This is a genomic window from Paenibacillus mucilaginosus 3016 (assembly GCF_000250655.1).
Lineage (GTDB): Bacteria > Bacillota > Bacilli > Paenibacillales > NBRC-103111 > Paenibacillus_G > Paenibacillus_G mucilaginosus.
On sequence record NC_016935.1, the window covers coordinates 8,081,473 to 8,106,269 of the forward strand.

The window sequence follows — 24,797 nt, forward strand, 5'->3', positions numbered from 1 at the left end:
GCCCATTCGTTCACTTCCTTGCAGCCGACTTGCCTTATAAGCGCCAAAAACCCGGCCGACAGAGTACGAGGTTCCCGTCAGTCTCCGCCTAACCGGCTCTTCTGTTTACACCGTCCGATAACCTGCTCACACGGTCGAGTTTGACTCAGGCCTCTACAGCGACTCTGGCTCTCCTTAGCCTAGCCTTCCTTACCTCACTCACCCTCACGTTCTTCCCTTGCAGCCGACTAGCCCCCCCCTTATACGCAAAAAAGCCGGCCGACAGAGTACGGGGGTTCCCCGTCTCCGCCTAACCGGCTCTTCTGTTACACCAATGCTTTCTTGGCAATATCCGTACGGTTATGCTTGCCTGCGAAGTGAATGCCGTCTGCAGCCGCATAAGCCTTGCTGCGGGCTTCGGCAATGTCGCGGCCCAGTGCCGTGACGCCAAGCACCCGTCCGCCGTTCGTGACGACGGCACCGTCCTTGATGGCCGTTCCGGCGTGGAACACGATGGCATCCTGCACGCTCTCAAGCCCTTCGATCGGCAGTCCTTTCGGGTAGCTGCCCGGATAGCCTTCCGAAGCGAGAATGACGCAGACCGCCGCCTCGTCGCTCCACTGGATGTCGATCTCCTCCAGGCGCCCCTCTACGGTCGCCAGGAAGATCTCGAGCAGATCGGTCTGCAGCCTCGGCAGGACAACCTGCGTCTCCGGATCGCCGAAGCGGGCGTTGAACTCGATCGTCTTCGGACCATCCGGTGTGATCATGAGGCCTGCGAACAGAACACCGCGGAACGGACGCCCCTCGGAGACCATGGCCTTCGCCGTAGGCTTGACGATCGTCTCGATCGCTTCGTCGATGATCGACTGCGGGATATGCGGAAGCGGCGTGTAGGTTCCCATGCCGCCCGTATTCGGACCTTTGTCGCCGTCGAACACCGGTTTGTGATCCTGCGCCGGGGTCATCGGCTTCACGGTCTCCCCATCGACGAATGCCAGGATCGACATCTCCTGTCCCGTCAGGAACTCCTCGATGACCACCTGGTTGCCGGACTCGCCGAAGATCTTGTCGACCATGATCTCCCTCAGCGCCGTCTCGGCTTCTTCCTTCGACTGGGCGATAATGACGCCCTTCCCTGCCGCAAGGCCGTCCGCTTTGATGACGTAAGGCGCCTTGAGCTGATCCAGATACGCTGCAGCCGCATCATACTGCTCGAACGACTCGTAAGCCGCCGTAGGGATGCTGTATTTTTTGAGCAGCTGCTTCGTGAAGACCTTGCTGCCTTCGATAATCGCCGCATTCTCGCGGGGACCGAACACCTTGAGATTCTTGCGCTCCAGATGATCGACGATCCCTGCAGCCAGCGGATCATCCGGGCCGATCACCACGAGATCGATGTTCTTGTCGAGGGCAAACTGCCCGATTTCTTCGAACTGGTGCACCCCGATCGGCACGCACTCCGCTACCGAAGCAATGCCCCCGTTCCCCGGAGCGCAGTACAGCTCCTGTACTTTCGGGCTCTTCTTCAGCGCCCAGCAAATTGCATGCTCGCGGCCACCGCCGCCTACAACCAATACCCGCACGTTGCGTGCCCCCTATTCCTTATTGATAACGAGCAGCTCGGCTTCCGCCGTCTCGAGGGAGATGGTCTTCACGAGCAGCGAGATCCGGTTCTCCTCATTGAGCGCGTTCCAGTACGTCTCAGCGATGGTCTGCGCGTCGTTTGCCAGAGGCACCAGCTGAGGCTCGCCCTGGAACGAAGGCAGCGGATTGCCGTCGCCCGCATACGTATGGATGCAGTGGCCGTAGCCCGGCAGCGCCTTCTCATAAGTGAACGTGTAGCGCAGCGTCTGATCTTCCGTGTTGCCGCTCGACTTCAAGATGGACAGCTTGTATGCGAACTGCTCGTCCGCCAGGTCCACCAGACCGCTGATGCGCGGCGTGAAGTTCGGCGCGTCCGGCTCGTACGTACGGGAAGCCAGCGCGGACTCGAACGTGCCGCCCTGCTGCAGTGCCTCGTGAATCGTATCGGTCTGGTCACCGTTCGTTACGATATGGGCTCCGCCCAGGTGCTTCACCGGGTAGTAGATGATCAGGGAAGGATCGGTCAGCTTCGCCGGATCTTTGGCCTCGGTGCGCAGGAAGCCGTTGTCCTCCTGGATGAACACCCGGTTGCGGCTATTCTCGCTGCGGCCCATGATCCAGTACACCTGGACCAGCTTGCTGCCGTCCGGCGTCTGCCCGATCACGATGCCCCGTCCCGGATAGACGTTCTCCTTCAGGCTGTTCAAATAGCGTTCCGCTTGTGCGGCTCTTGTCGTCACGGCTTTCTCCTCCTAATGGTCAGTCAAAACGATTCCCCGCATGCGGCTCGGCACCGCATCAAGGTTCTAGTGGTGGAACAAACGGACGCCGGAGTAGCACATCACCATGCCGTAATCATTGGCGGCCTTTACGACTTCCTCATCACGCATGGAGCTACCCGCCTGAACGACGTATTTCACGCCGCTGCGGCTGGCACGGTCAAGGTTATCACGGAACGGCAGGAAGGCGTCGGAGCCGTAAGATACGCCTTGCAGTCCTTTGAGCCATTCGCGCTTCTCTTCGCGGGTCAGACGGGCAGGCACTTCCTCGAAAGCCGCTTCCCAAGCCGCCTGCTCCACCGGTGTCAGCTCCTCTTCGAGCCACAGGTCGATGGCATTGTTCTGCTCGGCGCGGGAGAGGCCTTGGCGGAACTTCATATTCAGCGCCGTCGGGTGCTGGCGGAGGTACCAGCGGTCCGCTTTGTCACCCGCCAGGCGTGTGCAGTGAATCCGGGACTGCTGGCCGGCACCGATCCCGATCGTCTGGCCGTCCAGGGTGTAGCAGATGGAGTTCGACTGCGTGTATTTGAGCGTCACGAGGGCAATGAGCAGATCCCGCTTCGCATTGTCAGGCAGATCCTTATTCTCGGTTACAATACGCTCCAGCGCGGAAGCATCAATCACCGCATCGTTGCGCTCCTGCTGCAGCGTCAGGCCGAACAGCGTGCGCGTCTCCACCGGATTCGGCACATACTCCGGATCGATCTGCAGCATGAGGTAGCCACCGTTCTTCTTCGCCTTGAGGATCTCGAGGGCTTCCGGCGTGTAGCCTGGAGCCACCACGAGGTCAGATACTTCACGCTTCAGCAGCAGGGCAGTGGAAGCGTCCACGACGTCGCTGAGGGCCACGGCATCGCCGAAAGAAGACATGCGGTCCGCTCCGCGGGCGCGGGCATACGCCGTTGCCAGAGGGGACAGCTCAAGGCCTTCCACGAAGTAAGCCTTCGCGAGCTCAGGGGTCAGGGGCGCAGCAACCGCAGCACCGGCTGGGGACACGTGCTTGAACGATGCAGCAGCCGGAAGGCCTGTTGCACGGCGCAGCTCACGTGCCAGCTGGAAGCCGTTCAGGGCATCCAGGAGGTTGATGAAGCCCGGGTCGCCGTTCACGACGGTGATCGGCAGATTGCCTTCGCTGATCAGCTTCGCCTGCTTCTGATGCGGGTTCATCCCGTAGCGAAGCTCGATTTCATGTTTCTGATTCGTGGTCTGGCTCATGATTTCATCCCATCCTTCTCTTTGCTCGTTGCGATATCGTCTAGCTTGATGCTGCCGTCCGCGATCGCCTGGACGACCTGAGGATACAGCTCGTGTTCGATCTCATGAATGCGTTCGGCCAAGGTCTCTTCCGTATCCTCCGGACCGATCACAAGCGCCCGCTGGGCCAGAATCGGACCGCTGTCGAGTCCTCCGTCCACGATATGGACCGTCACTCCGGTAATTTTCACCCCGTGGTTCAAGGCCTGCCGGACCGCATGCAGTCCCGGAAAAGAAGGCAGCAGCGACGGATGCACGTTGATCATGCGGCCCCAGTAGGCGTCGACGAGCACATGCGTCAGAATGCGCATATACCCTGCGAGCACGACGAGCCCGATCTTTTTGTCCCGCAGCCGCTCCAGAATCTCAGCCTCATAAGCTTCGCGGGAAGGATAGTCCTTCGGGCGGAAGAGGAACGTTTCGACTCCGGCGGCTTCCGCACGCTGTACGACAGGCGCTTCCGGCTTATCACAGACGAGAAGCTCGATGTCGGCATCGAGCTTCCCGGATTGGACTGCGTCCGTCAGCGCCTGGAAGTTAGAGCCGCTTCCCGAGGCGAACACGGCAATGCGCAGCCGTTCAATCATACTTCCGCTCCTTCGAAGGTAACGATCCCTTCGCCGGTTGTAATCTCGCCCAGGCGGTAGATGCTCTCGCCAAGCTCACGTGCCGCAGCAAGCGTCGCTTCCGCTTCTTCGGCGGAGACGACGATGACCATGCCGATGCCCATGTTGAAGGTACGGAACATGTCATTGTTGGAGATCGAGCCATCCTGCTGCATCAGGTGGAAAATCGGCAGAATCGGCCAGGAGCCGTACTGGATGTGGGCATTGACGTTCTTCGGCAGTACACGCGGAATGTTCTCCAGGAAGCCGCCCCCCGTGATGTGGGCCATCCCTTTGATCTGCACTTTCTCGAGCAGGGAAAGAATCGTCTTCACGTAGATCCGAGTTGGCTCGATGAGCACATCGCCGAGCTTCTTGCCTTCGAGTGCTTCCAGAGCCTGATCCAGCTTGTAGCCCTTCTGCTCCAGCAGCAGGCGGCGGACCAGCGAGAAGCCGTTGCTGTGAATGCCGCTCGACGGCAGGCCCAGGACGACGTCGCCCGGACGGATCGTGGAACCGTCGATGATTTTCTTCTTGTCGACGATACCGACCGTGAAGCCAGCGATGTCATACTCGCCTTCGCTGTACATGCCCGGCATCTCCGCCGTTTCGCCGCCGATCAGCGCGCAGCCGGCTTGTACGCAGCCGTCGCTGATGCCTTTGACGATCGCTTCGATTTTCTCCGGAATGACTTTGTCGCAGGCCAGGTAGTCGAGGAAAAAGAGCGGTTCCGCGCCCTGCACGATAATATCGTTGACGCACATTGCTACCGCGTCGATCCCGATCGTGTCATGCTTGTCCATGGCAAAAGCCAGCTTCAGCTTCGTCCCTACCCCGTCCGTACCGGACACGAGGACCGGCTCTTCGTACTTGTCTTTGTTCAGACCGAACAGGCCGCCGAACCCGCCGAGCTCGGTGAGCACCTCAGGACGGAACGTGGTTTTGACGTGTTTCTTCATGCGTTCTACCGCTTCGTTGCCTGCCGCGATATCCACGCCGGCTTGTTTATATGCATCGGACACTTGGTTTTCCTCCCCGGAAATGGTTGACCCCTGGGCTAGTGCGGGGCTCCGGCATCGTATGATTTGCCTTCGGCCGCTGTTGAACCGGAGTTCCTAATGAACTTACCTGTCGGTAAGAACTCCGGTTCAAAGGCGGCACGTAAACTCTCCGGTAAACATACGAGCCTCCCGCCCAAGCCAGTTGGGTCAAAAGATTTACGCCTCGAAATACGGCGTTTGGTTAATGATAAGGCGGCCGCGCTGTGCGGCGGCCGCTCGGTTTGTTAGGTTGGTTGAACTCGGTGCATCCCTTACCGCTGCTGTGGGTCTCATGAAGCCGCGGCTGGGAAACCACTTATATCGCATCACCAGGTAGCCTTCCGCGAATGGATCACACAGTTGTGCTGCTCGACAGGCCTATTTCAGTTGAGACACCACTGACATCCAGCTCGAATGCCTTCCGCGGCTGAGACGCCACTGTCGTGCACCACGAACGAGCCTTCCACAGATGGACCATTATTGATGTTCTGCTGGGACGGGCCCTCCGTAGGGGGGACGCTACTTGCACGCTGTTCGGACGAGCCTTCCGCGGCTGGGATGCTACTGTTGTGCAGTTCGGATGCCCTCATAAGTACTTTCCGCGTGTACCGGCTTATCCCATCAAGAAGGACATACAGCAAAATAGCGGAACTGAGATTCCTTATTCGCCCGTTTCCAGGGTACATTTCCGGAATAACGGAACTCAGGTTCCTTATTTGGCTCCCAACGGCCTCTTCGGCTCGCCACCGGCCCAAATAGCGCATCGGAGTTCCGCTATTTCGACCAACACACTCGCCAATTGAGCGAATAGCGAATCGGAGTTCCGCTATATTGCCAATGTCGCCGGTTGCCTGCCATGCATTCCATGCAATGCACGCCTTTCGCAGCTAGCTGACTGCACAACCGCATCACATGCAGTCGGTCCACTGAGGCAGCTGGAAGCCTCCGTGCATTCAAAGCAGCTAACAGCCTGCCTGCGGCCTGCGGCCAAAACAAGGCTTCCTGGCAGCTCTGCAGCTGCGGAAGGACAGCCTGCCTTTAACCCTCGGCTAACCGGTCCGTCTCACCGCCAGCGCTGTGAGAGCCCACTCGCTCTCCACCGCAGCCTCGCGGCCTACGGCCTTCAAGCCCCCAGCGCTATGCGGTGCGACTTCCCGCCGCTCTCCCGCGCCGCTCCCTGCAGGCTACTTAATCGCAGCCGCAGCCGATCTTCGCGTCGTCCGGGATGGCCGTCGGGTAGCGGTTGTCGAAGCACGCCGTGCAGTGGCCGCGGTTGATCTCGCCCGCCGGGCCGCCGATCGAGTTCACGAGCCCTTCCTGGCTCAGGAAGTGCAGCGAGTCCGCGTTGATCGCCTTGCGGATCTCCTCCACCGACTTCACGGCGGCAATCAGCTCGCCGCGGTTCGGGGTATCGATCCCATAGAAGCACGGGTTCTGGAACGGCGGCGAAGAGATCCGCACGTGCACCTCGGTTGCTCCCGCTTCGCGGAGCATGTTCACGATCCGCAGAGAAGTCGTGCCGCGCACGATCGAGTCGTCGATCATGACGACTCGCTTGCCATGCACGATGCTGCGCACCGCGGACAGCTTCATCTTCACGCCCTGCTCGCGCAGCTCCTGGCTCGGCTGGATGAACGTCCGGCCCGTGTAGCGGTTCTTGATCAGCCCGAGCTCGTAAGGGATGCCCGTCTGCTCCGCATACCCGATCGCCGCCGAGATGCTCGAGTCCGGCACGCCGGTGACGATATCCGCGTCGACGAACGACTCGATCGCCAGCTGGCGCCCCATCCGCTTGCGGGCGGAGTGGATGTTCACCTCGTCGATGTCGCTGTCCGGACGCGCGAAGTAGATATACTCCATCGCGCAGACGGCCCGCTGCTTGCCTTCGGCGAAACGGTCGTGCGTCAGCTCGCCCGTCCGCTGGTTGAGAATCAGCAGTTCACCCGGCTGGATGTCGCGCTCGTACAAACCGCCGACCGTATCGAACGCACAGGACTCCGAAGCAAACAGATACGCATCGCCCAGACGCCCCATCACGAATGGCCGCAGGCCGTGCGGATCGCGCGCCGCGATGAGCTTGTCCCGCGTCAGGAACAGGAACGCATATGCGCCTTCGATCTGCAGCAGCGCGTCCCGGACCGCTTCGACGATGTCATCGTGCTTCGAGCGGGCAATCAGATGCGCCACAACTTCCGTGTCGCTTGTCGTCTGGAAGATCGAGCCTTCCCGCTCCAGGCGCTTCTTGATGTCCGGCGCATTCGTCAGGTTCCCGTTCGTAGCGATTGCGAGATCGCCCTCGCGGTACTTGAACACGAGCGGCTGGGCATTCGCCAGCTTGCTCTCTCCAGCCGTCGAGTAGCGTACATGTCCAATCGCATAGGAGCCGACCATCGGTCCCAGGTTATCGTTGTTGAACACTTCCTTGACCAGACCCATGCCGCGGTGATAGTTGAACGCATCCTCGCCCGCCACACAAATGCCGGAACTCTCCTGCCCCCGGTGCTGCAGGGCATGAAGACCGTAATACGAAAGATTGGCGGCCTCGGGGTGACCGAACACCCCGAATACGCCGCACTCTTCTCCCAGCTTGTCGGACAGGCCGTTCGGACCTGCCCCCATGCCTTCGTTATAATACGCTCCGGTCCAGAGAGGGAACGCACCATCATGTTGCCCTTGACCATTGCCGCCTTGCCGCATTCCCGTCACCAGACCTTTCGCATCCTCATTCATATCTAATCGTTCCTGTCCGGAAACTACGCGTTCATCAGACATGGAATCGCATCCTTCCAAACTTGCTGCAGCTCAGCCACAGCAGCGTCGATTGCCGCGCTGCCGTTTACCTGCACCTGCAGAGACGTGCCTTCCACCTTGCCGATGACCTGTACAGGAACGCCGGCTGCCTTCAGCACCGCTTCCAGCTCGGACGCCTTCTCCGGTGCCGCGCTGAGCAGCAGGCGGGATTGGCTCTCACTGAACAGGGCGATATCCGCACGCAGGTCCGTCGTCAGGTTCACGTTCGCGCCCAGACGGCCGCTGATGCAGCTTTCAGCCAGCGCTACAGCCAGACCGCCGTCGGACAGGTCATGCGCCGAAGCGACGAGACCTTTCTGAATCGCACCCAGCACCGTATCCAGCAGCGTCTTCTCCACGTCGAGGTCGATCTGTGGAGGACGGCCTTCCGTTACGCCATGAACAACGTATTGGAATTCGCTGCCGCCAAGCTCCGCTTTCGTCTCGCCGAGCAGCAGGACGATGTCGCCTTCGTTCTTGAAGCCCTGCGTGGTGATGTGGTCCGTGTCATGCACGAGACCCACCATGCCGACAACCGGTGTCGGATAGATCGCGCCGCGCGCGTTCTCGTTGTACAGCGACACGTTGCCGCCGATGACCGGCGTGTTCAGCTTGCGGCAGGCTTCCGCCATACCGTCCACGGACTTCTCGAGCTGCCAGAAGATCTCCGGCTTCTCCGGCGAACCGAAGTTGAGGTTGTCCGTAATCGCCAGCGGTTCCGCACCGGAGCACACATTGTTGCGCGCCGCTTCCGCCACGGCGATCTTGCCGCCGACTTCCGGATCGAGGTACACATAACGGCCGTTGCAGTCCGTCGACATCGACAGCGCCTTGCGGGAGCCGCGGATCGTTACAACGGCAGCGTCAGAGCCCGGCTGAACTGCTGTGGAGGTACGAACCATGTAATCGTACTGGTTGTAAACCCACTCTTTGCTCGCTACCGTAGGCGAAGCCAGAACCTGCTTCAGGGCACCGTTCAGATCGGTAACTTCCGGATAAGCGGTGGTATCGACCGAAGCATTCGCTTCGTAGTAAGCCGGTACCGAGGAAGGCTTGTTGTACATCGGGCACTCGTCGACCAGCGCCGTCACCGGCATGTCGCCGACAAGCTCGCCCTTGTGGTACAGCTTCAGGTTGCCGTCGTCCGTTACCTTGCCGACCTTCGCGCAGTGCAGTCCCCAGCGCTCGAAGATCGCTTTGGCCTGCTCCTCATGCTCCGGCTTCACGACGAACAGCATCCGCTCCTGGGACTCGGAGAGCATCATCTCGTAAGGCGTCATGCCTTCCTCACGCTGCGGCACCTCGTCGAGGTACAGCTCCATGCCGTTGCCCGCTTTGCTCGCCATCTCGGACGAGGAACACGTCAGACCCGCTGCGCCCATGTCCTGGATCCCTACGACGATGCCGGAGTCGATCAGCTCCAGGCACGCCTCGAGTACGAGCTTCTCCATGAACGGATCGCCCACCTGTACCGCCGAACGCTTCGCTTCGGACTCGGCCGTGAGGTCCTCGGATGCGAAGGTCGCCCCGTGAATCCCGTCGCGTCCCGTTGCCGGGCCCACATAGAAGACCGGGTTGCCTACGCCTTTGGCTACGCCCTTCTGGATCTTGTCGTGGTCGATGATGCCGACGCACATGGCGTTAACGAGCGGGTTGCCCTCGTAGCTCTCATCGAACATCACTTCGCCGCCGACCGTCGGAATGCCGATGCAGTTGCCGTAGCCCGCAATCCCGGATACGACGTGCTCGAAGAGGTATTTCACGCGGTCATTCGTCAGACGACCGAAACGCAGGGAGTTCAGCACAGCTACCGGACGGGCACCCATGGAGAAAATGTCCCGTATAATCCCGCCTACGCCCGTTGCCGCCCCTTGGTATGGTTCCACCGCGGAAGGGTGGTTATGGCTTTCAATTTTGAACACAACCGCTTGGTTGTCGCCGATATCCACGATTCCCGCGCCTTCGCCCGGTCCCATCAGGACACGTTCGCCGGTTGTCGGGAACTTGCGCAGTACCGCTTTGGAGTTCTTGTAAGAGCAGTGCTCCGACCACATGACGGAGAATACGCCGATCTCCACATAGTTCGGCTTCCGTCCGAGGAAGCCGCAGATGAGGTCGTACTCGGCATCGGAGACACCGAACTGCTTGTAGATTTTCTGTTCCTGAATCTGTTCTGCCGTTGGTTCCTTAGCCGATAGCTGCTGCGCCATGTTTTTCCCTCCAAGTGCTTAAAATCGATGTAAACATCCGCTTGCCGTCTTCGGAACCGAGCAGCGCCGACACGGCACGTTCCGGATGCGGCATCATGCCGAGGACATTGCCGCCCTTGCTGCAGATGCCTGCGATATCGTCAACCGAGCCGTTCGGGTTGTTGCCCGCTTCGTAACGGAACACGATCTGGTTGTTCGCTTTGAGCTCGGCCAGGGCCGCCTCGTCACAGTAGTAGTTGCCTTCGCCGTGCGCGATCGGGATGTTGATGAGCTCGTCCTGCTTGTACTCCTTGGTGAACGGGGTATCCGTGTTAACTACAGACAGCATCGCCGCATGACAGCGGAACTTCAGCGACTCGTTGCGCAGCATCGCGCCCGGCAGCAGGCCGGACTCGAGCAGAATCTGGAAGCCGTTGCAGATGCCGAGGATGTACTTGCCCTGCTCCGCCGCTTCACGGAGAGCCTTCATGACCGGTGCAAATTGGGCGATTGCGCCGCAGCGCAGGTAGTCTCCGTAGGAGAAGCCGCCCGGTATGATAATACAGTCGTATTTGGAGAGATCCGTCTCGGTATGCCATACATAGTCCACGGGCTGGCCTACTGTGTCTTCCACCGCTTTGTAGCAGTCGATATCACAGTTGGAGCCGGGAAACACCAGAACCGCAAAATTCATGATTGTTGTCCTCCCTAATCCTTGTTAAAAGGTAGCCGGCCGGCTCCTATTCGCTCAGCTCGTAGCGGTAGTCTTCGATGACCGTGTTCGCGAGCAGCTTCTCGCACATGGCTTTGAGGCGCTCTTCCGCAGCAGCGCGGTTGTCCGTGTTCAGTTCCACTTCCAGGTACTTGCCGATCCGCACCTTGTCCACTTCGTCGAAGCCCATGGAGTGCAGCGCGCCCTGCACCGCCGTTCCTTGTACGTCCAGTACGCTTTGCTTAATCGTCACATATACGGTCGCTTTTAACATCGAATAGTACCTCCCAAGGGTATGAAAAATGTCCGTTTGCTCTCTCACCTTACATACTGCGTGTCCATCCTGCATCTGCTCCCCCGGACCGAAGCCCGGGCTGCAGTCATGCGTTTTATCCCAAAACCAAGCGGTTATAAATTTCGCGGTAGCGCCGGCTTGTCTCTTCCACGACTTCTGCAGGAAGCGGAGCAGGCTCGCTGTTCTTGTCCCAGTCCGTGCTGGCCAGATAGCTCCGCACCGGCTCTTTGTCCATGGAGTCGATCTCGGTATCCAGCTCGTACTTGTCCTTCGCCCAGAATCTCGATGAATCCGGAGTGAAGATTTCGTCAATGAGTATGATTTCACCGTCGATCAGGCCGAATTCGAATTTGGTGTCGGCGAGAATAATGCCGCGGTCCTGGCAGAAGGCGTGAGCGTAGTTGTACAGCTGAAGGCTCTTCGCCTGCAGCTGCTCGGTCAGCTCGGCGCCGACAAGCTCTTTCATCCGCTCGATGGAGATATCCTCATCGTGGCCGACATCGTTCTTCGCCGCCGGCGTGAAGATCGGCTGCTCAAAGCGCTGGTTCTTGCGCAGGCCTGCAGGCAGCTTGTGGCCGTTGATCTCGCCCGTCTGCTGGTACTGTCTCCAGCCGCCGCCCGTGATGTAGCCGCGCACCACGCATTCGATGTCGATCCGCTCGGCTTTTTTGGTCACCATGAACCGGTCTTTCATGATCTCCCGGTCCGTGATGATGTCGCCGAGCAGATCCACGTCCGTATGCACCACATGGTTGTCGATGATCTCGGTCGTTTGGTCGAACCAGAACTTGCTCAGCGTGTTAAGCACGTTCCCCTTGTCCGGCACAGCCGGGCTCAGCACCCAGTCGAATGCCGAGATCCGGTCCGATACCGCGATGAGGTAATGGTCTCCAAGCCCGTAAATCTCGCGGACCTTGCCTTTATAGAGCAGCGGCGCCTTGATATACTCCTGCGCGCTGGAAATTGCGATCGTTGACGCTTCCTTCATGGTTTCCCCCGCCTCCCCGTAACCCGGTGCTTCTTAGCTCAAGCCCAGACGTTTGAAAATCGTATCGACATGCTTCAGATGCCAGCTCGGATTGAATGCATCCTCAATCTCTTCCAGGCTGAGGTACTCCCGGATCGCCGGCGTATTCTCCACGATGTCACGGAACGAGCGCTGCTCTTCCCATGCCTGCATGGCCCGCGGCTGCACCGTATCGTAAGCCTGCTCGCGGGAGAGCCCTTTGTCGATCAGCTTCGTCATAACGCGGCCCGAGAACGGAACCCCGTAGGTGCTCTGCATGTTGCGCTTCATGTTCTCCGGGAACACCGTCAGGTTCTTGATGATGTTGCCGAGGCGGTTCAGCATGTAGTTCAGCAGGATCGTCGAATCCGGAAGAATGATCCGCTCGACGGACGAGTGCGAGATATCGCGCTCATGCCACAGGGTGACATTCTCGTAAGCGGAGACCATGTGGCCGCGGATGACGCGGGCCAGACCCGAGATGCTCTCGCAGCCGATCGGGTTGCGCTTGTGCGGCATGGCCGAGGAGCCCTTCTGACCCTTCGCGAACGGCTCTTCCACTTCGCGGAACTCGCTCTTCTGCAGGGCGCGGATTTCCGTCGCGAACTTGTCCAGCGACGTCGCGATGAGCGCCAAAGTCGCCATATACTCGGCGTGGCGGTCACGCTGCAGCGTCTGGGTCGAGATCGGCGCCGGCTTCGTACCGAGCTTGCCGCACACATACTCCTCGATGAACGGATCGATGTTCGCGTAGGTGCCTACGGCGCCCGAGATTTTGCCGAACTGGACACCGTCCGCGGCAAAGCGGAAACGCTCCAGATTCCGCTTCATCTCTTCGTACCAGAGCGCCATCTTGAGACCGAAGGTGGTAGGCTCAGCGTGCACCCCGTGCGTACGGCCCATCATCGGCGTATCCTTGTAAGCCACTGCTTTGTCCTTCAGGATTTCGATGAAGTTCACGATGTCCCGCTCGATGATCTCGTTCGCCTGTCTCAGCAGGTAGCCAAGAGCCGTATCGACTACGTCCGTGGAAGTCAGACCGTAGTGCACCCACTTGCGTTCCGGGCCCACTTTCTCGGATACCGCACGCGTGAAGGCAATCACGTCATGGCGTGTCTCCTGCTCGATCTCGTAGATCCGGTCGATATCGAAGCTTGCGTTCTTCCGCAGCTCCGCTACGTCTTCCTTCGGGATGACACCAAGCTCCGCCCATGCTTCGCAGGAAAGAATTTCGACTTCAAGCCAAGCCTTGAATTTGTTTTCTTCCGTCCAAATGCTGCCCATCTCGGGTCTTGTATAACGATCGATCATGATTCCCCATACCTCCGGTATCTGCTCTTTGACTTGATCTGCTGCTTCTCTATTTAGACTCCCATACGCCTGACAGCTCTATCCAGCGGAATGCATCTTCCGCGCGGTCCGCCAGCAGATTCACGTGGCCCATCTTGCGTCCCGCCTTGGCTTCCTCCTTGCCGTACAAGTGAAGCTTGGCGGTCACACCGGGCACAGCGCTCTGCGATTCGGGATTCTGAATCCACTCCAGCAGCGGCACCACATGTTCACCCAGCACGTTCACCATAACGACCGGCACCAGCAGCGACGGATCGCCGAGCGGCAGGTTGCACACCGCCCTCAGATGCTGCTCGAACTGCGAGGTCCGGCACGCTTCCATCGTATAGTGGCCGGAATTGTGCGGCCGCGGTGCCAACTCGTTGACGAACAGCTCGCCGTCCGAAGTCAGGAACATCTCCACGGCGATCAGCCCGATCACATCCAGCTTCTCGGCGATCTGCAGCGCCATCTCTTCCGCCCGCTTCAGCACGCCTTCCGGCGCACGGGCCGGAACGATCGAGAGATGCAGGATATTGTTCACATGGATATTCTCCGCCGGGGGAAAAGCCTTCACTTCGCCCCGCGGGCTTCTCGCCGCGATCACGGAGATCTCCCGCTCGAAGCGGATGAACTGCTCGAGTACAAGCTCCGTCTTCGCCCGGCTCAGCGTCTCGAATGCCTCTTCGACTTCATCCAACGAGCGGATGACCCACTGGCCCTTGCCGTCGTAACCGCCGGTCGCCGGTCTTGAGCACGCAGGGCGTGCCGAAGCGCTCCACGGCCTCCCGAAGCTCCGCGGCGCTGGCCACTTCCGCATACGGCGCTACTTTGACGCCCGCGGCCTCTATGGCGCGCTTCTCGCGCAGCCGGTGCTGCGTCGTGTAGAGCAGCTCGCTGCCCTGCGGCACGTAAGACTCCCGCATGAGCAGCTCCGTTACACCGGCATCGACGTTCTCGAACTCGTACGTGATGACGTCGGCTTCTTCCGCAAGGGTTCTTGCGGCCGCCGCGTCGTCATATGCCGCTACGATCTGGCGGTCCGCCACCTGGCCGCAGGGCGCATCCGGCGTAGGGTCCAGCGTGACGAACCGGTAGCCCATCGCCTTGCCGGCCAGTGCCAGCATGCGTCCGAGCTGGCCGCCTCCGAGGACGCCGATCACGGACCCGGGCGGGGTCACTTTGAGCGGGTCATACGGCCGGTTCTTGTTCGCTTCGTTCATGGTCATTCCAGCACGCTGCTTTCCATGACAGACTTAGCGATGCGTTCGCGGCGCTCCGCCACCCGCTGCTGGATTCCGCCGTCGAAGGCGCCGAGAATCTGCGCCGCGAGCAGGCCCGCATTGGTCGCGCCAGCTTGTCCGATCGCCACCGTCGCTACAGGAATGCCGCCCGGCATCTGTACGATCGACAGCAGCGAGTCCAGCCCGTTCAGGGTCGACGTCTTCACAGGCACGCCGATGACCGGCAGAACCGTCTTCGAGGCGACCATACCCGGCAGATGTGCCGCGCCGCCTGCTCCTGCGATGATGACCTTCAGTCCGCGTTCAGCCGCCGTTTCGGCGTATTCGAACATCAGATCCGGCGTCCGGTGGGCCGATACCACCTTCTTCTCGTATGCAACTCCCAGCTCATCGAGCACGTCGCACGCTTTCTTCATCGTTTCCCAGTCCGACTGGCTTCCCATGATGACTCCAACAAGAACCGACATTCAGGTACCCTCCATATGCTTGCTTTTCAATCCGTAACGAACCCAAGTCCAATAAAAAACAAAACGTCCTTCCAGATAGATGCTGCACATGCTCAAATACAAGCTGTTCAGTCTATGAGTAAGGACGACAAGAAGACTCCTAAGCGCAAGTTAAGGCCAGACACCGCCCCGGTGCCGACCTTCTTCATCAAACGCTTACTCGTAGTCCAAAAATTTAAGGTTTTCGGGTAGAAACTATTCGGGCCATATTCCCGACATTATACGAGATTATTCGAATGTTAAACGTGTTTTTTTCCAAGCTATTGATCTCTTTCAGTTTATCGGCTTTCACAAAGGATGTCAACTCCAAAAGGCGAACTATTTTTGTTTTGGATGTGATAATAGTTCGTATTTGCTGTGATCGGTTTTGCACTTTTTCCTGTTATTGGCTCTGTGTGATTTTCAATTGCCGGAGCGTCCGCAGGCCTTCCTCGGCCTCTTCCGCAGACAAGCCGCCTGCCCGCAGCGGCGTGTCCTCCAGGAGGACCCACCGTTCGTACATTCGGATCCCTTCTTCTACGGCGGCTCTCCACTCCAGTTCGCGCTCTCCGCCTTGCAGCACCTCCAGCCGGTAAAACAAGGCGTCTTCCGCCCAGGCATAGCTCCCCTGCTCCTCGTAATAACCGACAATCCTCGACAAGATCCCCTCATTCAGCCCCGCACGTCCGGTGATATCCAGCGCCTCTTGAATCCGTCTGTTGAATTCTTCTCTCAGTTCGCCGCGGGCATCGTATTCCCGCCCGATCAGCAGCAGCTCAAGAGATTTCCTTGCTGTCCTTTGGGCAGCCGCTTCCTCCCCGCCCTCCCGCTGCAGCTCCGATTGAGCCTTCATCAAATCCCCGAGTGCAAGCACCTTGGCCGAATCCAGCTCCCCGTCCTTGGACAGCAGTGCAATCAGATCCTTCACCGAGAGTGCCCCGATCAGCTTGGAGCCGAGCCCCAGCATTTCCTTCATCGCCTGCTGCAGCAGCTCTATCGCCTCCTGCATCCGTTTGTTCCGGGCCAGATGCATCACGCGGCCAACTATCACCCCTGCCTGCTCAATCATCCGCAGAATATAATCTCTTTGATACATGCTTTCCCCTCTTTCACCCGCTGCCTTTCCAGACCTTACTCTGCTCTCGTTCCGCGGGTTCCTCCGGATCATTTCATCCATTGTAACCCACATGCCTGCTGAGGTTAACCCCCCGTGTCAATTAAAGGAAGGGACTGGATGATTTTATCCATTGCCCCCCGGTTTTATCGTATGGTACGCTCTTAAGAGCCGAATCGCGCATGTATTTTAGATGTACGTACGGGGGACGCATCACATGGGGTGAATGCAACGGCTGTCTGCCGCTGGCACTACTGCAGCGAAGCAGGCACCATGCTAGGGAACCAACCTTCTTCCCGAACCCGACAACTAACCTCGGAGGCTATGATCGACAACTGACGGCGGATGCCAGTATTCGCCGGACAGGTGCAACGATATGGAGGGATCCTGTTGAATAGTCGCATCACGTCCATGCTGAAGGCATGTCTATTGACGCTGCCTGCAGCCGCAATTCTTGTATTTGCAAGTCCTGCACAGGCCGAGACGGTCCGACTCGCCGAGGATATCAAAGTGCAGGTTAACAGCAGCCTCGTGCATTTTCCGGACGCCCAGCCGTTCCTTGACGAGAACCACAAGCTTCAGGTTCCGGCCAGAGTCATGGCGGACAAGCTGGGTTATCAGCTTCAATGGGAGCATGCCGGCGCTCAGATGAAGGTTACCCTGAGCAGCTCCACAACCACCGTTGTTTTCACTACCGGCGACCCGAACATCACCGTTAACGGCCAGCCTTCCGTGCAAGAAGCAGCCGCCAAGCTGGTGGATGGGCGGGCCTACGTTCCCTTCCGGATGCTTGCAGACTCCTTCAGCATCCAGACCCAGTGGGACAACCTGAACCGAATCGCTATTCTTGGGGTGGATGGACAATACCATGCTCCGGCCTGGTACCGCCCTACGAAGATCGCTCCTCTGTACACGAAGACGATCGAAGCCAGAGCTTCTGCCTATACAGCAGCAGCGGCGGAAAACGGTACGTTCGCGGCCAGAGATTACATGGGTAATCCTCTGAAGCTGGGGACGATCGCCGTTGACCCTGCAGTCATTCCTCTGGGGTCCAAGGTATTTATTGAAGGCTACACGCACGACGGCCTTCCGGTCGGAGGCATGTATGCCGTAGCAACGGATATCGGTGGATCCGTGAAGGGGAACAAGATTGATATTTTTATGCCGCAAGGACGCCATGCTGCACTGCAGTTCGGTATTCAGAACGTGAAGGTTCATGTGCTTGGTTCTTAATCGGGCGCTCCCAAAAAAGCAGGTCTCTCTATCTAAGCTGCCCAGGCAATAGGCCGGGTGCAGAGATGGGAGGCCTGCTTTTTATTGGCCTCTCTTCAGGCGCATAGGAGCCCTGTGCCGGTCGAACCCTAAGCATGATCATGTTACACGGAGGTGACCGACATGAATCAAGGTGTCCGCAGGCTTCTGCTGTGTGTCCTGACAACGTTTTGTTTGACCGGTGCAGCCGCTCCAGCTCCGCGGCCCAGCGAGGTGGTCTGGAACGTGGAGACCGACCAAAAGCTCATTGCCTTGACGTTCGATGACGGCCCCAACCCTGTCTATACGCCCCAGATTCTCGATCTGCTGCATGAGTATGGGGCCAAGGGGACATTCTTCGTCATCGGCAAGCGGGTACAGCTGTATCCCGCCATTGCCATTCGTGAAGTGAATGAAGGGCATGAGATCGCCAACCATACGTTTGACCATCACTTCCTCAAACACTATCCTGCCGAACGGCTCATTACCGAAATCCGCCAGACGCAGGAAGTGATCTTTGATATTACGGAGCAAATGCCCCATGTGTTTCGCCCACCCGGCGGTTATTATAATGACGCCCTTCTCCAATCCATGAAGGAAGACAAGCTCACGGTAGTGATGTGGTCCTGGTATCAGGATACGAAGGATTGGATGAAGCCCGGTGTGGATAAAATTGTCGCCCAAGTGCTGAACAATGTACACAATGGAGACATTATTTTGTTTCACGACCTTCAAGGGGACTGCAGCCAAACGGTCGAAGCGCTTCGCCGGATCCTGCCGGAGCTCAAGCAGCGCGGCTATGAATTTGTTACCGTATCGGATTTGATCTCACGGACCCGCAAATAAAAGCAGTTCTTATCGTTTTTTCTCTCCCATACACAGCGAGGATCCTTGTTCATAAGACAGGGGTCCTTTTGCTGTTTACTTCTTACCCCGTTATCCGAAGTATACGCATCAGATTCAGCCCCTCTCACACGGCTTCCATACTAAATAAGGCTTGGAAAGCCGGGGCTTCCAAAGCCTTATTGAACAGTACTTTTCGTTAAATGGATTTCCCGTTCTTCTTAAAATCCTTCTCATGATCCCGATTATCTACAATCCCGGGACCTTGTCCGGGAGCTTCAATCACCATCACTTCATCGCTGGTTCTCGTTTTGTGCAGCCCCGTTGCTCCCGCCATATGCGTGCCCAGCTCGGCCAATTCTTCATTGTTTTCGTTATGCTGTACACCACTCATGCTGTTACGCCTCCTCATGTGTAGAATCATACGAACCGGTCCCTCGGTTGAGAGCTTATTGATCCACGCCTTTTATGAATTTGTCCTGGATCTTCGGCTTCGCTTGGCAGAAGACAAGCCGGAGAGCCCCACCAAGCCGATCAGGCCAAGCCATCCCCAATCGGCTCCATCCTCCCGGTCCGCCGATACGGCCAACGGGCGATAGCCGGCCATCCCGTCAGGGGTGGACATGATCTGCTGCTTGTTGATCAAAAAGCCAGGTGTACTTCCTGACAGGCCAAGTCCTGCATCACTGCCGAATTGCGCACCGTTGGTGCTTTGTCTTACTGTTCCTATAGGGTTGGCCTGATCCATTCCATTCTGTGCCGCGCCGTTCTCCGCTCGCACCCACCCCGGCAGCATGCCATACAGGGCCAGTAGGGCAACAATCGATATGGTTGTCCAGGTTTTGCTCATTTCTTTGTCCTCCCTGTTGTAGTTCACCATCTCCCCCTAGTTTTTTCTAACTCGCCGTATAAAATACAAGGAGGACAAAAGAAGCTCCGGCATTAAGAAGATCAAAGCAAAAAGAGCCCTCTTGGACTCGTGGTCCAAAAGGGCTCTTCATTGGCTTGGCGACGTTCTACTCTCCCAGGACCCTGCGGTCCAAGTACCATCGACGCTGGAAGGCTTAACGTTCGTGTTCGGGATGGGTACGCGTGGTTCCCTTCCGCCATCATCACCAAACGGTTGTTCAAGGCTTGTACCTTGAAAACTGGAAACGAAACAACCATTCGGGTATATTGTTTTGCGTTCCGTTGTGCTTCGCACAAAGGTCACTACCAAAACAATATATCCTCATTCGCTAGCGAAGATCTAAAGCTTAACTATTGCCGCCGCTTCCTTTCAGAAGCTTGTGGATAAGCCCTCGACCGATTAGTATTCGTCAGCTCCACACGTTGCCGCGCTTCCACCCCGAACCTATCAACCTCGTCGTCTACAAGGGGTCTTACATACTGGGAAATCTCATCTTGAGGGGGGCTTCACGCTTAGATGCTTTCAGCGCTTATCCCGTCCGTACTTGGCTATCCAGCCGTGCTCCTGGCGGAACAACTGGTACACCAGCGGTACGTCCATCCCGGTCCTCTCGTACTAAGGACAGCTCCTCTCAAATTTCCTGCGCCCGCGACAGATAGGGACCGAACTGTCTCACGACGTTCTGAACCCAGCTCGCGTACCGCTTTAATGGGCGAACAGCCCAACCCTTGGGACCTACTTCAGCCCCAGGATGCGATGAGCCGACATCGAGGTGCCAAACCTCCCCGTCGATGTGGACTCTTGGGGGAGATAAGCCTGTTATCCCCAGGGTAGCTTTTATCCGTTGAGCGATGGCCCTTCCATTCGGTACCACCGGATCACTAAGCCCGACTTTCGTCCCTGCTCGACCTGTTTGTCTCGCAGTCAAGCTCCCTTATGCCTTTGCACTCTTCGAATGATTTCCAACCATTCTGAGGGAACCTTGGGGCGCCTCCGTTACGCTTTAGGAGGCGACCGCCCCAGTCAAACTGCCCACCTGACACTGTCCCCGTACCGGATCACGGTACCAGGTTAGAACTCCGATACGATCAGGGTGGTATCCCAACGGCGCCTCCACCCAAGCTGGCGCTCAGGCTTCTCAGGCTCCCACCTATCCTGTACAGATCGTACCAAAGTCCAATATCAAGCTGCAGTAAAGCTCCATGGGGTCTTTCCGTCTTGTCGCGGGTAACCTGCATCTTCACAGGTATTAAAATTTCACCGGATCTCTCGTCGAGACAGCGCCCAAGTCGTTACGCCATTCGTGCGGGTCAGAATTTACCTGACAAGGAATTTCGCTACCTTAGGACCGTTATAGTTACGGCCGCCGTTTACTGGGGCTTCGGTTCACAGCTTCGGATTGCTCCTAACCGCTCCCCTTAACCTTCCAGCACCGGGCAGGCGTCAGCCCGTATACTTCGCCTTGCGGCTTCGCACAGACCTGTGTTTTTGCTAAACAGTCGCTTGGGCCTTTTCACTGCGGCCCCCTCGGGCTATTCACCCTACCGAGGCACCCCTTCTCCCGAAGTTACGGGGTCATTTTGCCGAGTTCCTTAACGAGAGTTCTTCCGCGCGCCTTAGCATGCTCTGCTCGCCTACCTGTGTCGGTTTGCGGTACGGGCACCTTCTCCCTGGCTAGAGGCTTTTCTTGGCAGCCTGAACTCATGACCTTCGGTACTTAAATTTCCCTCCCCATCACAGCTTAGCCTTATCGATGTGCGGATTTGCCTGCACATCAGCCTTACTGCTTGGACGAGCATCCATCAGCTCGCGTCACTATCCTTCTGCGTCACCCCATTGCTCATAACGGTTCACGGTGGTACAGGAATTTCAACCTGTTGTCCTTCGACTACGCCTTTCGGCCTCGCCTTAGGTCCCGACTTACCCTGAGCGGACGAGCCTTCCTCAGGAACCCTTAGGCTTTCGGCGGATCAGATTCTCACTGATCTTTTCGTTACTCATACCGGCATTCTCACTTGTATGCAGTCCAGCTGTCCTCACGATCAACCTTCAACCCGCATACAACGCTCCCCTACTGCCCATAAATGGACTCATAGCTTCGGTGGTGTGTTTAGCCCCGTTACATTTTCGGCGCAGAGTCACTCGACCAGTGAGCTATTACGCACTCTTTCAATGGTGGCTGCTTCTAAGCCAACATCCTGGTTGTCTGTGCAACTCCACATCCTTTCCCACTTAACACACACTTGGGGACCTTAGCTGATGATCTGGGCTGTTTCCCTCTTGACAATGGATCTTAGCACTCACTGTCTGACTCCCGGGCATCACGTTTGCGGCATTCAGAGTTTGACTGGACTTGGTAACCCTTGGCGGGCCCCGCACCCAATCAGTGCTTTACCTCCGCAACGCTAACCCGAGGCTAGCCCTAAAGCTATTTCGGGGAGAACCAGCTATCTCCGAGTTCGATTGGAATTTCTCCGCTACCCCCACCTCATCCCCGAATTTTTCAACATTCGTGGGTTCGGGCCTCCAGTGCGTGTTACCGCACCTTCACCCTGGACAGGGGTAGATCACACGGTTTCGGGTCTACGTCCACGTACTATGTCGCCCTATTCAGACTCGCTTTCGCTGCGGCTGCGGCTTCTCACCTTAACCTCGCACGGGAACGTAACTCGCCGGTTCATTCTACAAAAGGCACGCCATCACCCATTAACGGGCTCTGACTTCTTGTAAGCACACGGTTTCAGGTTCTTTTTCACTCCGCTCCCGCGGTTCTTTTCACCTTTCCCTCACGGTACTGCTTCACTATCGGTCACCAGGGAGTATTTAGCCTTGGCAGATGGTCCTGCCGGTTTCCCACGAGGTTTCACGTGTCTCGCGGTACTCAGGATCCGTCTAGGATGTTCGCAGAATTTCAGTTACGGGGCTTTTACCCACTCTGGCCGGCCTTTCCAGACCTGTTCGCCTACTCTGCTTAACCCACATTGACGTCCTACAACCCCAAGGAGCAAGCTCCTTGGTTTGGGCTGTTCCGCTTTCGCTCGCCGCTACTGACGGAATCACTATTGTTTTCTTTTCCTGAGGGTACTTAGATGTTTCAGTTCCCCTCGTCTGCCTCCGATGCAGCTATGTATTCACTGCATGGTACATGCGAATTACCACATGTGGGTTTCCCCATTCGGACATCCCCGGATCAAAGCCTGCTTACGGCTCCCCGAGGCATTATCGTTGTTCGCCACGTCCTTCTTCGGCTCCTGGTGCCTAGGCATCCTCCGTGTGCTCTTAATAGCTTAACCAAATGCTCGTAGTTTCGTTTTTGCGCTCCGTTATGCTTCGCATAAAGGTCGCTTTCAAAAACGAAATACATCGCTAGCAGCTATAAAGATAAAACATTAGATTACTTCAGCTAGTTTGTTTCGTATATCCAGTTTTCAAGGAACAAACTTCTTCTTGAAAGGCATTGCACCTTTCAAAACTGAACACGAGTGAGTGTCCGCAGCTCAAGGGCTGCTATAAGATTTGTCCGCCACCCTGCAGGTGACATGGACTCCATAGAAAGGAGGTGATCCAGCCGCACCTTCCGATACGGCTACCTTGTTACGACTTCACCCCAATCATCTACCCCACCTTCGACGGCTGGCCCCCTTGCGGGTTACCCCACCGGCTTCGGGTGTTGTAAACTCTCGTGGTGTGACGGGCGGTGTGTACAAGACCCGGGAACGTATTCACCGCGGCATGCTGATCCGCGATTACTAGCAATTCCGACTTCATGCAGGCGAGTTGCAGCCTGCAATCCGAACTGAGACCGGCTTCTAAGGATTCGCTCCATCTCGCGACTTCGCTTCCCGTTGTACCGGCCATTGTAGTACGTGTGTAGCCCAGGTCATAAGGGGCATGATGATTTGACGTCATCCCCACCTTCCTCCGGTTTGTCACCGGCAGTCACTCTAGAGTGCCCAACTCAATGCTGGCAACTAAAGTCAAGGGTTGCGCTCGTTGCGGGACTTAACCCAACATCTCACGACACGAGCTGACGACAACCATGCACCACCTGTCACCTCTGTCCCGAAGGAGGACCCTATCTCTAGGGCTTTCAGAGGGATGTCAAGACCTGGTAAGGTTCTTCGCGTTGCTTCGAATTAAACCACATACTCCACTGCTTGTGCGGGTCCCCGTCAATTCCTTTGAGTTTCACTCTTGCGAGCGTACTCCCCAGGCGGAGTGCTTATTGTGTTTACTTCGGCACCAAGGGTATCGAAACCCCTAACACCTAGCACTCATCGTTTACGGCGTGGACTACCAGGGTATCTAATCCTGTTTGCTCCCCACGCTTTCGCGCCTCAGCGTCAGTTACAGTCCAGAAAGCCGCCTTCGCCACTGGTGTTCCTCCACATCTCTACGCATTTCACCGCTACACGTGGAATTCCGCTTTCCTCTCCTGCACTCAAGTCTTCCAGTTTCCGGTGCGAACCGGGGTTGAGCCCCGGGCTTAAACACCAGACTTAAAAGACCGCCTGCGCGCGCTTTACGCCCAATAATTCCGGACAACGCTTGCCCCCTACGTATTACCGCGGCTGCTGGCACGTAGTTAGCCGGGGCTTTCTTCTCAGGTACCGTCATTCGCAGAGCAGTTACTCTCCACGACATTCTTCCCTGGCAACAGAGCTTTACGATCCGAAAACCTTCATCACTCACGCGGCGTTGCTCCGTCAGGCTTGCGCCCATTGCGGAAGATTCCCTACTGCTGCCTCCCGTAGGAGTCTGGGCCGTGTCTCAGTCCCAGTGTGGCCGATCACCCTCTCAGGTCGGCTACGCATCGTCGCCTTGGTGGGCCGTTACCCCGCCAACTAGCTAATGCGCCGCAGGCCCATCCGTAAGCCACAGGTTGCCCCGTGTTTCATGATTCCGGCATGCACCGAAACCAGCTATCCGGTCTTAGCTACCGTTTCCGGTAGTTATCCCGATCTTACAGGCAGGTTGCCTACGTGTTACTCACCCGTCCGCCGCTAAGCACCGAAGTGCTCCGCTCGACTTGCATGTATTAGGCACGCCGCCAGCGTTCGTCCTGAGCCAGGATCAAACTCTCCATTAAAGAAAAGCTGATGACTCATTTTGAAGCTTGGCAGAAACTCATCGCTGAGTCTCTATATTTAACACTCACTCGTTGTTCAGTTTTCAAAGGGCAATTCGTTTCACTGTCGTTTCCGACAACGTTTCACACTCTAGCATAAGATGCTTCGTTTGACAAGCTGTTTCTTTTCTCCATTCCAAGGGACAAGTCCGCAAGGTGTAGATCCCAGAAGTCTTTCAAGTCAACGTTTTGGATTTTATCATAAGGAATTGATCAATGCAACCCCTAAAATAGAAAATGACTGTCCGGGGAAAAAT

17 protein-coding genes, 3 rRNA genes, 1 pseudogene and 2 riboswitches are annotated in these 24,797 nt (G+C 57.4%); of the genes and pseudogenes, 2 read left to right on the forward strand and 19 right to left on the reverse strand.

All coding sequences use genetic code 11. The annotated features are described in order from the left end of the window. Positions 1-305: 305 nt before the first annotated feature. The 14 genes and pseudogenes from purD to PM3016_RS33700 all read right to left on the reverse strand — a co-directional run bounded on the left by purD (position 306) and on the right by PM3016_RS33700 (position 16,390). Positions 306-1,565, reverse strand: coding sequence for a phosphoribosylamine--glycine ligase (gene purD, locus PM3016_RS33630; RefSeq protein WP_014372468.1), 1,260 nt, complete (start codon positions 1,563-1,565; stop codon positions 306-308). Between the two features lie 12 nt (positions 1,566-1,577). Continuing rightward, a complete protein-coding gene (locus tag PM3016_RS33635; RefSeq protein ID WP_013920969.1) occupies positions 1,578-2,306 on the reverse strand; it encodes an IMP cyclohydrolase in 729 nt (242 codons plus the stop codon). Positions 2,307-2,372: 66 nt separating this feature from the next. After that, entirely contained in the window at positions 2,373-3,560 is a 1,188-nt protein-coding gene (locus PM3016_RS33640) for a phosphoribosylaminoimidazolecarboxamide formyltransferase (protein WP_013920970.1), read from the reverse strand. Continuing rightward, complete coding sequence (gene purN, locus PM3016_RS33645) at positions 3,557-4,186, reverse strand: phosphoribosylglycinamide formyltransferase (protein WP_014372469.1); 630 nt, start codon at positions 4,184-4,186, stop codon at positions 3,557-3,559. The genes PM3016_RS33640 and purN overlap by 4 nt, the downstream gene beginning before the upstream one ends. After that, entirely contained in the window at positions 4,183-5,226 is a 1,044-nt protein-coding gene (purM, locus tag PM3016_RS33650) for a phosphoribosylformylglycinamidine cyclo-ligase (protein ID WP_014372470.1), read from the reverse strand. Before purM ends, purN begins: the two co-directional genes overlap by 4 nt. A 1,206-nt stretch (positions 5,227-6,432) precedes the next feature. Continuing rightward, the gene (gene purF, locus PM3016_RS33655) at positions 6,433-7,974 is read right to left on the reverse strand and encodes an amidophosphoribosyltransferase (protein WP_014372471.1); all 1,542 of its coding nucleotides are present in this window, start codon (positions 7,972-7,974) and stop codon (positions 6,433-6,435) included. Between the two features lie 23 nt (positions 7,975-7,997). Continuing rightward, on the reverse strand, positions 7,998-10,244 hold the full coding sequence (gene purL / locus PM3016_RS33660; protein ID WP_013920974.1) for a phosphoribosylformylglycinamidine synthase subunit PurL: 2,247 nt from the start codon (positions 10,242-10,244) through the stop codon (positions 7,998-8,000). Next, complete coding sequence (gene purQ / locus PM3016_RS33665) at positions 10,222-10,917, reverse strand: phosphoribosylformylglycinamidine synthase subunit PurQ (protein ID WP_013920975.1); 696 nt, start codon at positions 10,915-10,917, stop codon at positions 10,222-10,224. The genes purL and purQ overlap by 23 nt, the downstream gene beginning before the upstream one ends. A 46-nt stretch (positions 10,918-10,963) precedes the next feature. Then, complete coding sequence (gene purS, locus PM3016_RS33670) at positions 10,964-11,209, reverse strand: phosphoribosylformylglycinamidine synthase subunit PurS (RefSeq protein WP_013920976.1); 246 nt, start codon at positions 11,207-11,209, stop codon at positions 10,964-10,966. Positions 11,210-11,324: 115 nt separating this feature from the next. After that, complete coding sequence (locus PM3016_RS33675; protein ID WP_013920977.1) at positions 11,325-12,218, reverse strand: phosphoribosylaminoimidazolesuccinocarboxamide synthase; 894 nt, start codon at positions 12,216-12,218, stop codon at positions 11,325-11,327. Positions 12,219-12,251: 33 nt separating this feature from the next. Further along, on the reverse strand, positions 12,252-13,547 hold the full coding sequence (gene purB, locus PM3016_RS33680) for an adenylosuccinate lyase (protein ID WP_013920978.1): 1,296 nt from the start codon (positions 13,545-13,547) through the stop codon (positions 12,252-12,254). A 49-nt stretch (positions 13,548-13,596) separates the two neighbouring features. Then, positions 13,597-14,794, reverse strand: a pseudogene (gene purK / locus PM3016_RS33685) (5-(carboxyamino)imidazole ribonucleotide synthase). Further along, positions 14,791-15,276, reverse strand: coding sequence for a 5-(carboxyamino)imidazole ribonucleotide mutase (purE, locus tag PM3016_RS33690; RefSeq protein WP_013920980.1), 486 nt, complete (start codon positions 15,274-15,276; stop codon positions 14,791-14,793). Before purE ends, purK begins: the two are co-directional and overlap by 4 nt. Positions 15,277-15,458: 182 nt before the next feature. Next, positions 15,459-15,561, reverse strand: a riboswitch (purine riboswitch). A 136-nt stretch (positions 15,562-15,697) separates the two neighbouring features. Beyond that, the gene (locus PM3016_RS33700; protein WP_014372472.1) at positions 15,698-16,390 is read right to left on the reverse strand and encodes a DUF6483 family protein; all 693 of its coding nucleotides are present in this window, start codon (positions 16,388-16,390) and stop codon (positions 15,698-15,700) included. 177 nt (positions 16,391-16,567) lie between these two features. Continuing rightward, positions 16,568-16,747, forward strand: a riboswitch (cyclic di-AMP (ydaO/yuaA leader). 51 nt (positions 16,748-16,798) lie between these two features. Here PM3016_RS33700 and PM3016_RS33705 point away from each other — a divergent pair. Together PM3016_RS33705 and PM3016_RS33710 are read left to right on the forward strand one after the other, a co-directional pair. Further along, on the forward strand, positions 16,799-17,641 hold the full coding sequence (locus PM3016_RS33705; protein WP_013920982.1) for a stalk domain-containing protein: 843 nt from the start codon (positions 16,799-16,801) through the stop codon (positions 17,639-17,641). Between the two features lie 162 nt (positions 17,642-17,803). Continuing rightward, positions 17,804-18,505 carry a polysaccharide deacetylase family protein gene (locus tag PM3016_RS33710; RefSeq protein ID WP_013920983.1) on the forward strand — a complete coding sequence of 234 codons (702 nt, stop codon included), beginning with the start codon at positions 17,804-17,806 and terminating at the stop codon, positions 18,503-18,505. 196 nt (positions 18,506-18,701) lie between these two features. Here the strand turns inward: PM3016_RS33710 and PM3016_RS33715 are convergent, their stop codons facing one another. The 5 genes from PM3016_RS33715 to PM3016_RS33735 all read right to left on the reverse strand — a co-directional run bounded on the left by PM3016_RS33715 (position 18,702) and on the right by PM3016_RS33735 (position 24,501). Continuing rightward, positions 18,702-18,896, reverse strand: coding sequence for a hypothetical protein (locus PM3016_RS33715; RefSeq protein ID WP_014372474.1), 195 nt, complete (start codon positions 18,894-18,896; stop codon positions 18,702-18,704). Between the two features lie 72 nt (positions 18,897-18,968). Then, positions 18,969-19,352: a WGxxGxxG family protein gene (locus tag PM3016_RS33720; RefSeq protein ID WP_014652938.1), complete on the reverse strand. Its 384-nt coding sequence runs from the start codon at positions 19,350-19,352 to the stop codon at positions 18,969-18,971. 153 nt (positions 19,353-19,505) lie between these two features. After that, a 5S ribosomal RNA gene (rrf, locus tag PM3016_RS33725) occupies positions 19,506-19,622 on the reverse strand. 169 nt (positions 19,623-19,791) lie between these two features. Further along, positions 19,792-22,705, reverse strand: a 23S ribosomal RNA gene (locus PM3016_RS33730). Between the two features lie 259 nt (positions 22,706-22,964). Then, positions 22,965-24,501 (reverse strand): 16S ribosomal RNA (locus PM3016_RS33735). The 16S, 23S and 5S rRNA genes sit together here, the layout of an rRNA operon. Positions 24,502-24,797: the final 296 nt, after the last annotated feature.

Excerpts from the sequence above, each read along its gene's own strand:
- PM3016_RS33675 (WP_013920977.1), bottom strand. The coding sequence starts at position 12,218 with ATGAAGGAAGCGTCAACGATCGCAATTTCCAGCGCGCAGGAGTATATC.
- purE (WP_013920980.1), bottom strand. The coding sequence starts at position 15,276 with ATGTCGGTTCTTGTTGGAGTCATCATGGGAAGCCAGTCGGACTGGGAA.
- PM3016_RS33700 (WP_014372472.1), bottom strand. The coding sequence starts at position 16,390 with ATGTATCAAAGAGATTATATTCTGCGGATGATTGAGCAGGCAGGGGTG.
- PM3016_RS33640 (WP_013920970.1), bottom strand. The coding sequence starts at position 3,560 with ATGAGCCAGACCACGAATCAGAAACATGAAATCGAGCTTCGCTACGGG.
- purL (WP_013920974.1), bottom strand. The coding sequence starts at position 10,244 with ATGGCGCAGCAGCTATCGGCTAAGGAACCAACGGCAGAACAGATTCAG.
- purB (WP_013920978.1), bottom strand. The coding sequence starts at position 13,547 with ATGATCGATCGTTATACAAGACCCGAGATGGGCAGCATTTGGACGGAA.
- purS (WP_013920976.1), bottom strand. The coding sequence starts at position 11,209 with ATGTTAAAAGCGACCGTATATGTGACGATTAAGCAAAGCGTACTGGAC.
- PM3016_RS33710 (WP_013920983.1), top strand. The coding sequence starts at position 17,804 with ATGAATCAAGGTGTCCGCAGGCTTCTGCTGTGTGTCCTGACAACGTTT.
- purQ (WP_013920975.1), bottom strand. The coding sequence starts at position 10,917 with ATGAATTTTGCGGTTCTGGTGTTTCCCGGCTCCAACTGTGATATCGAC.
- PM3016_RS33715 (WP_014372474.1), bottom strand. The coding sequence starts at position 18,896 with ATGAGTGGTGTACAGCATAACGAAAACAATGAAGAATTGGCCGAGCTG.
- purF (WP_014372471.1), bottom strand. The coding sequence starts at position 7,974 with ATGAATGAGGATGCGAAAGGTCTGGTGACGGGAATGCGGCAAGGCGGC.
- purN (WP_014372469.1), bottom strand. The coding sequence starts at position 4,186 with ATGATTGAACGGCTGCGCATTGCCGTGTTCGCCTCGGGAAGCGGCTCT.
- PM3016_RS33720 (WP_014652938.1), bottom strand. The coding sequence starts at position 19,352 with ATGAGCAAAACCTGGACAACCATATCGATTGTTGCCCTACTGGCCCTG.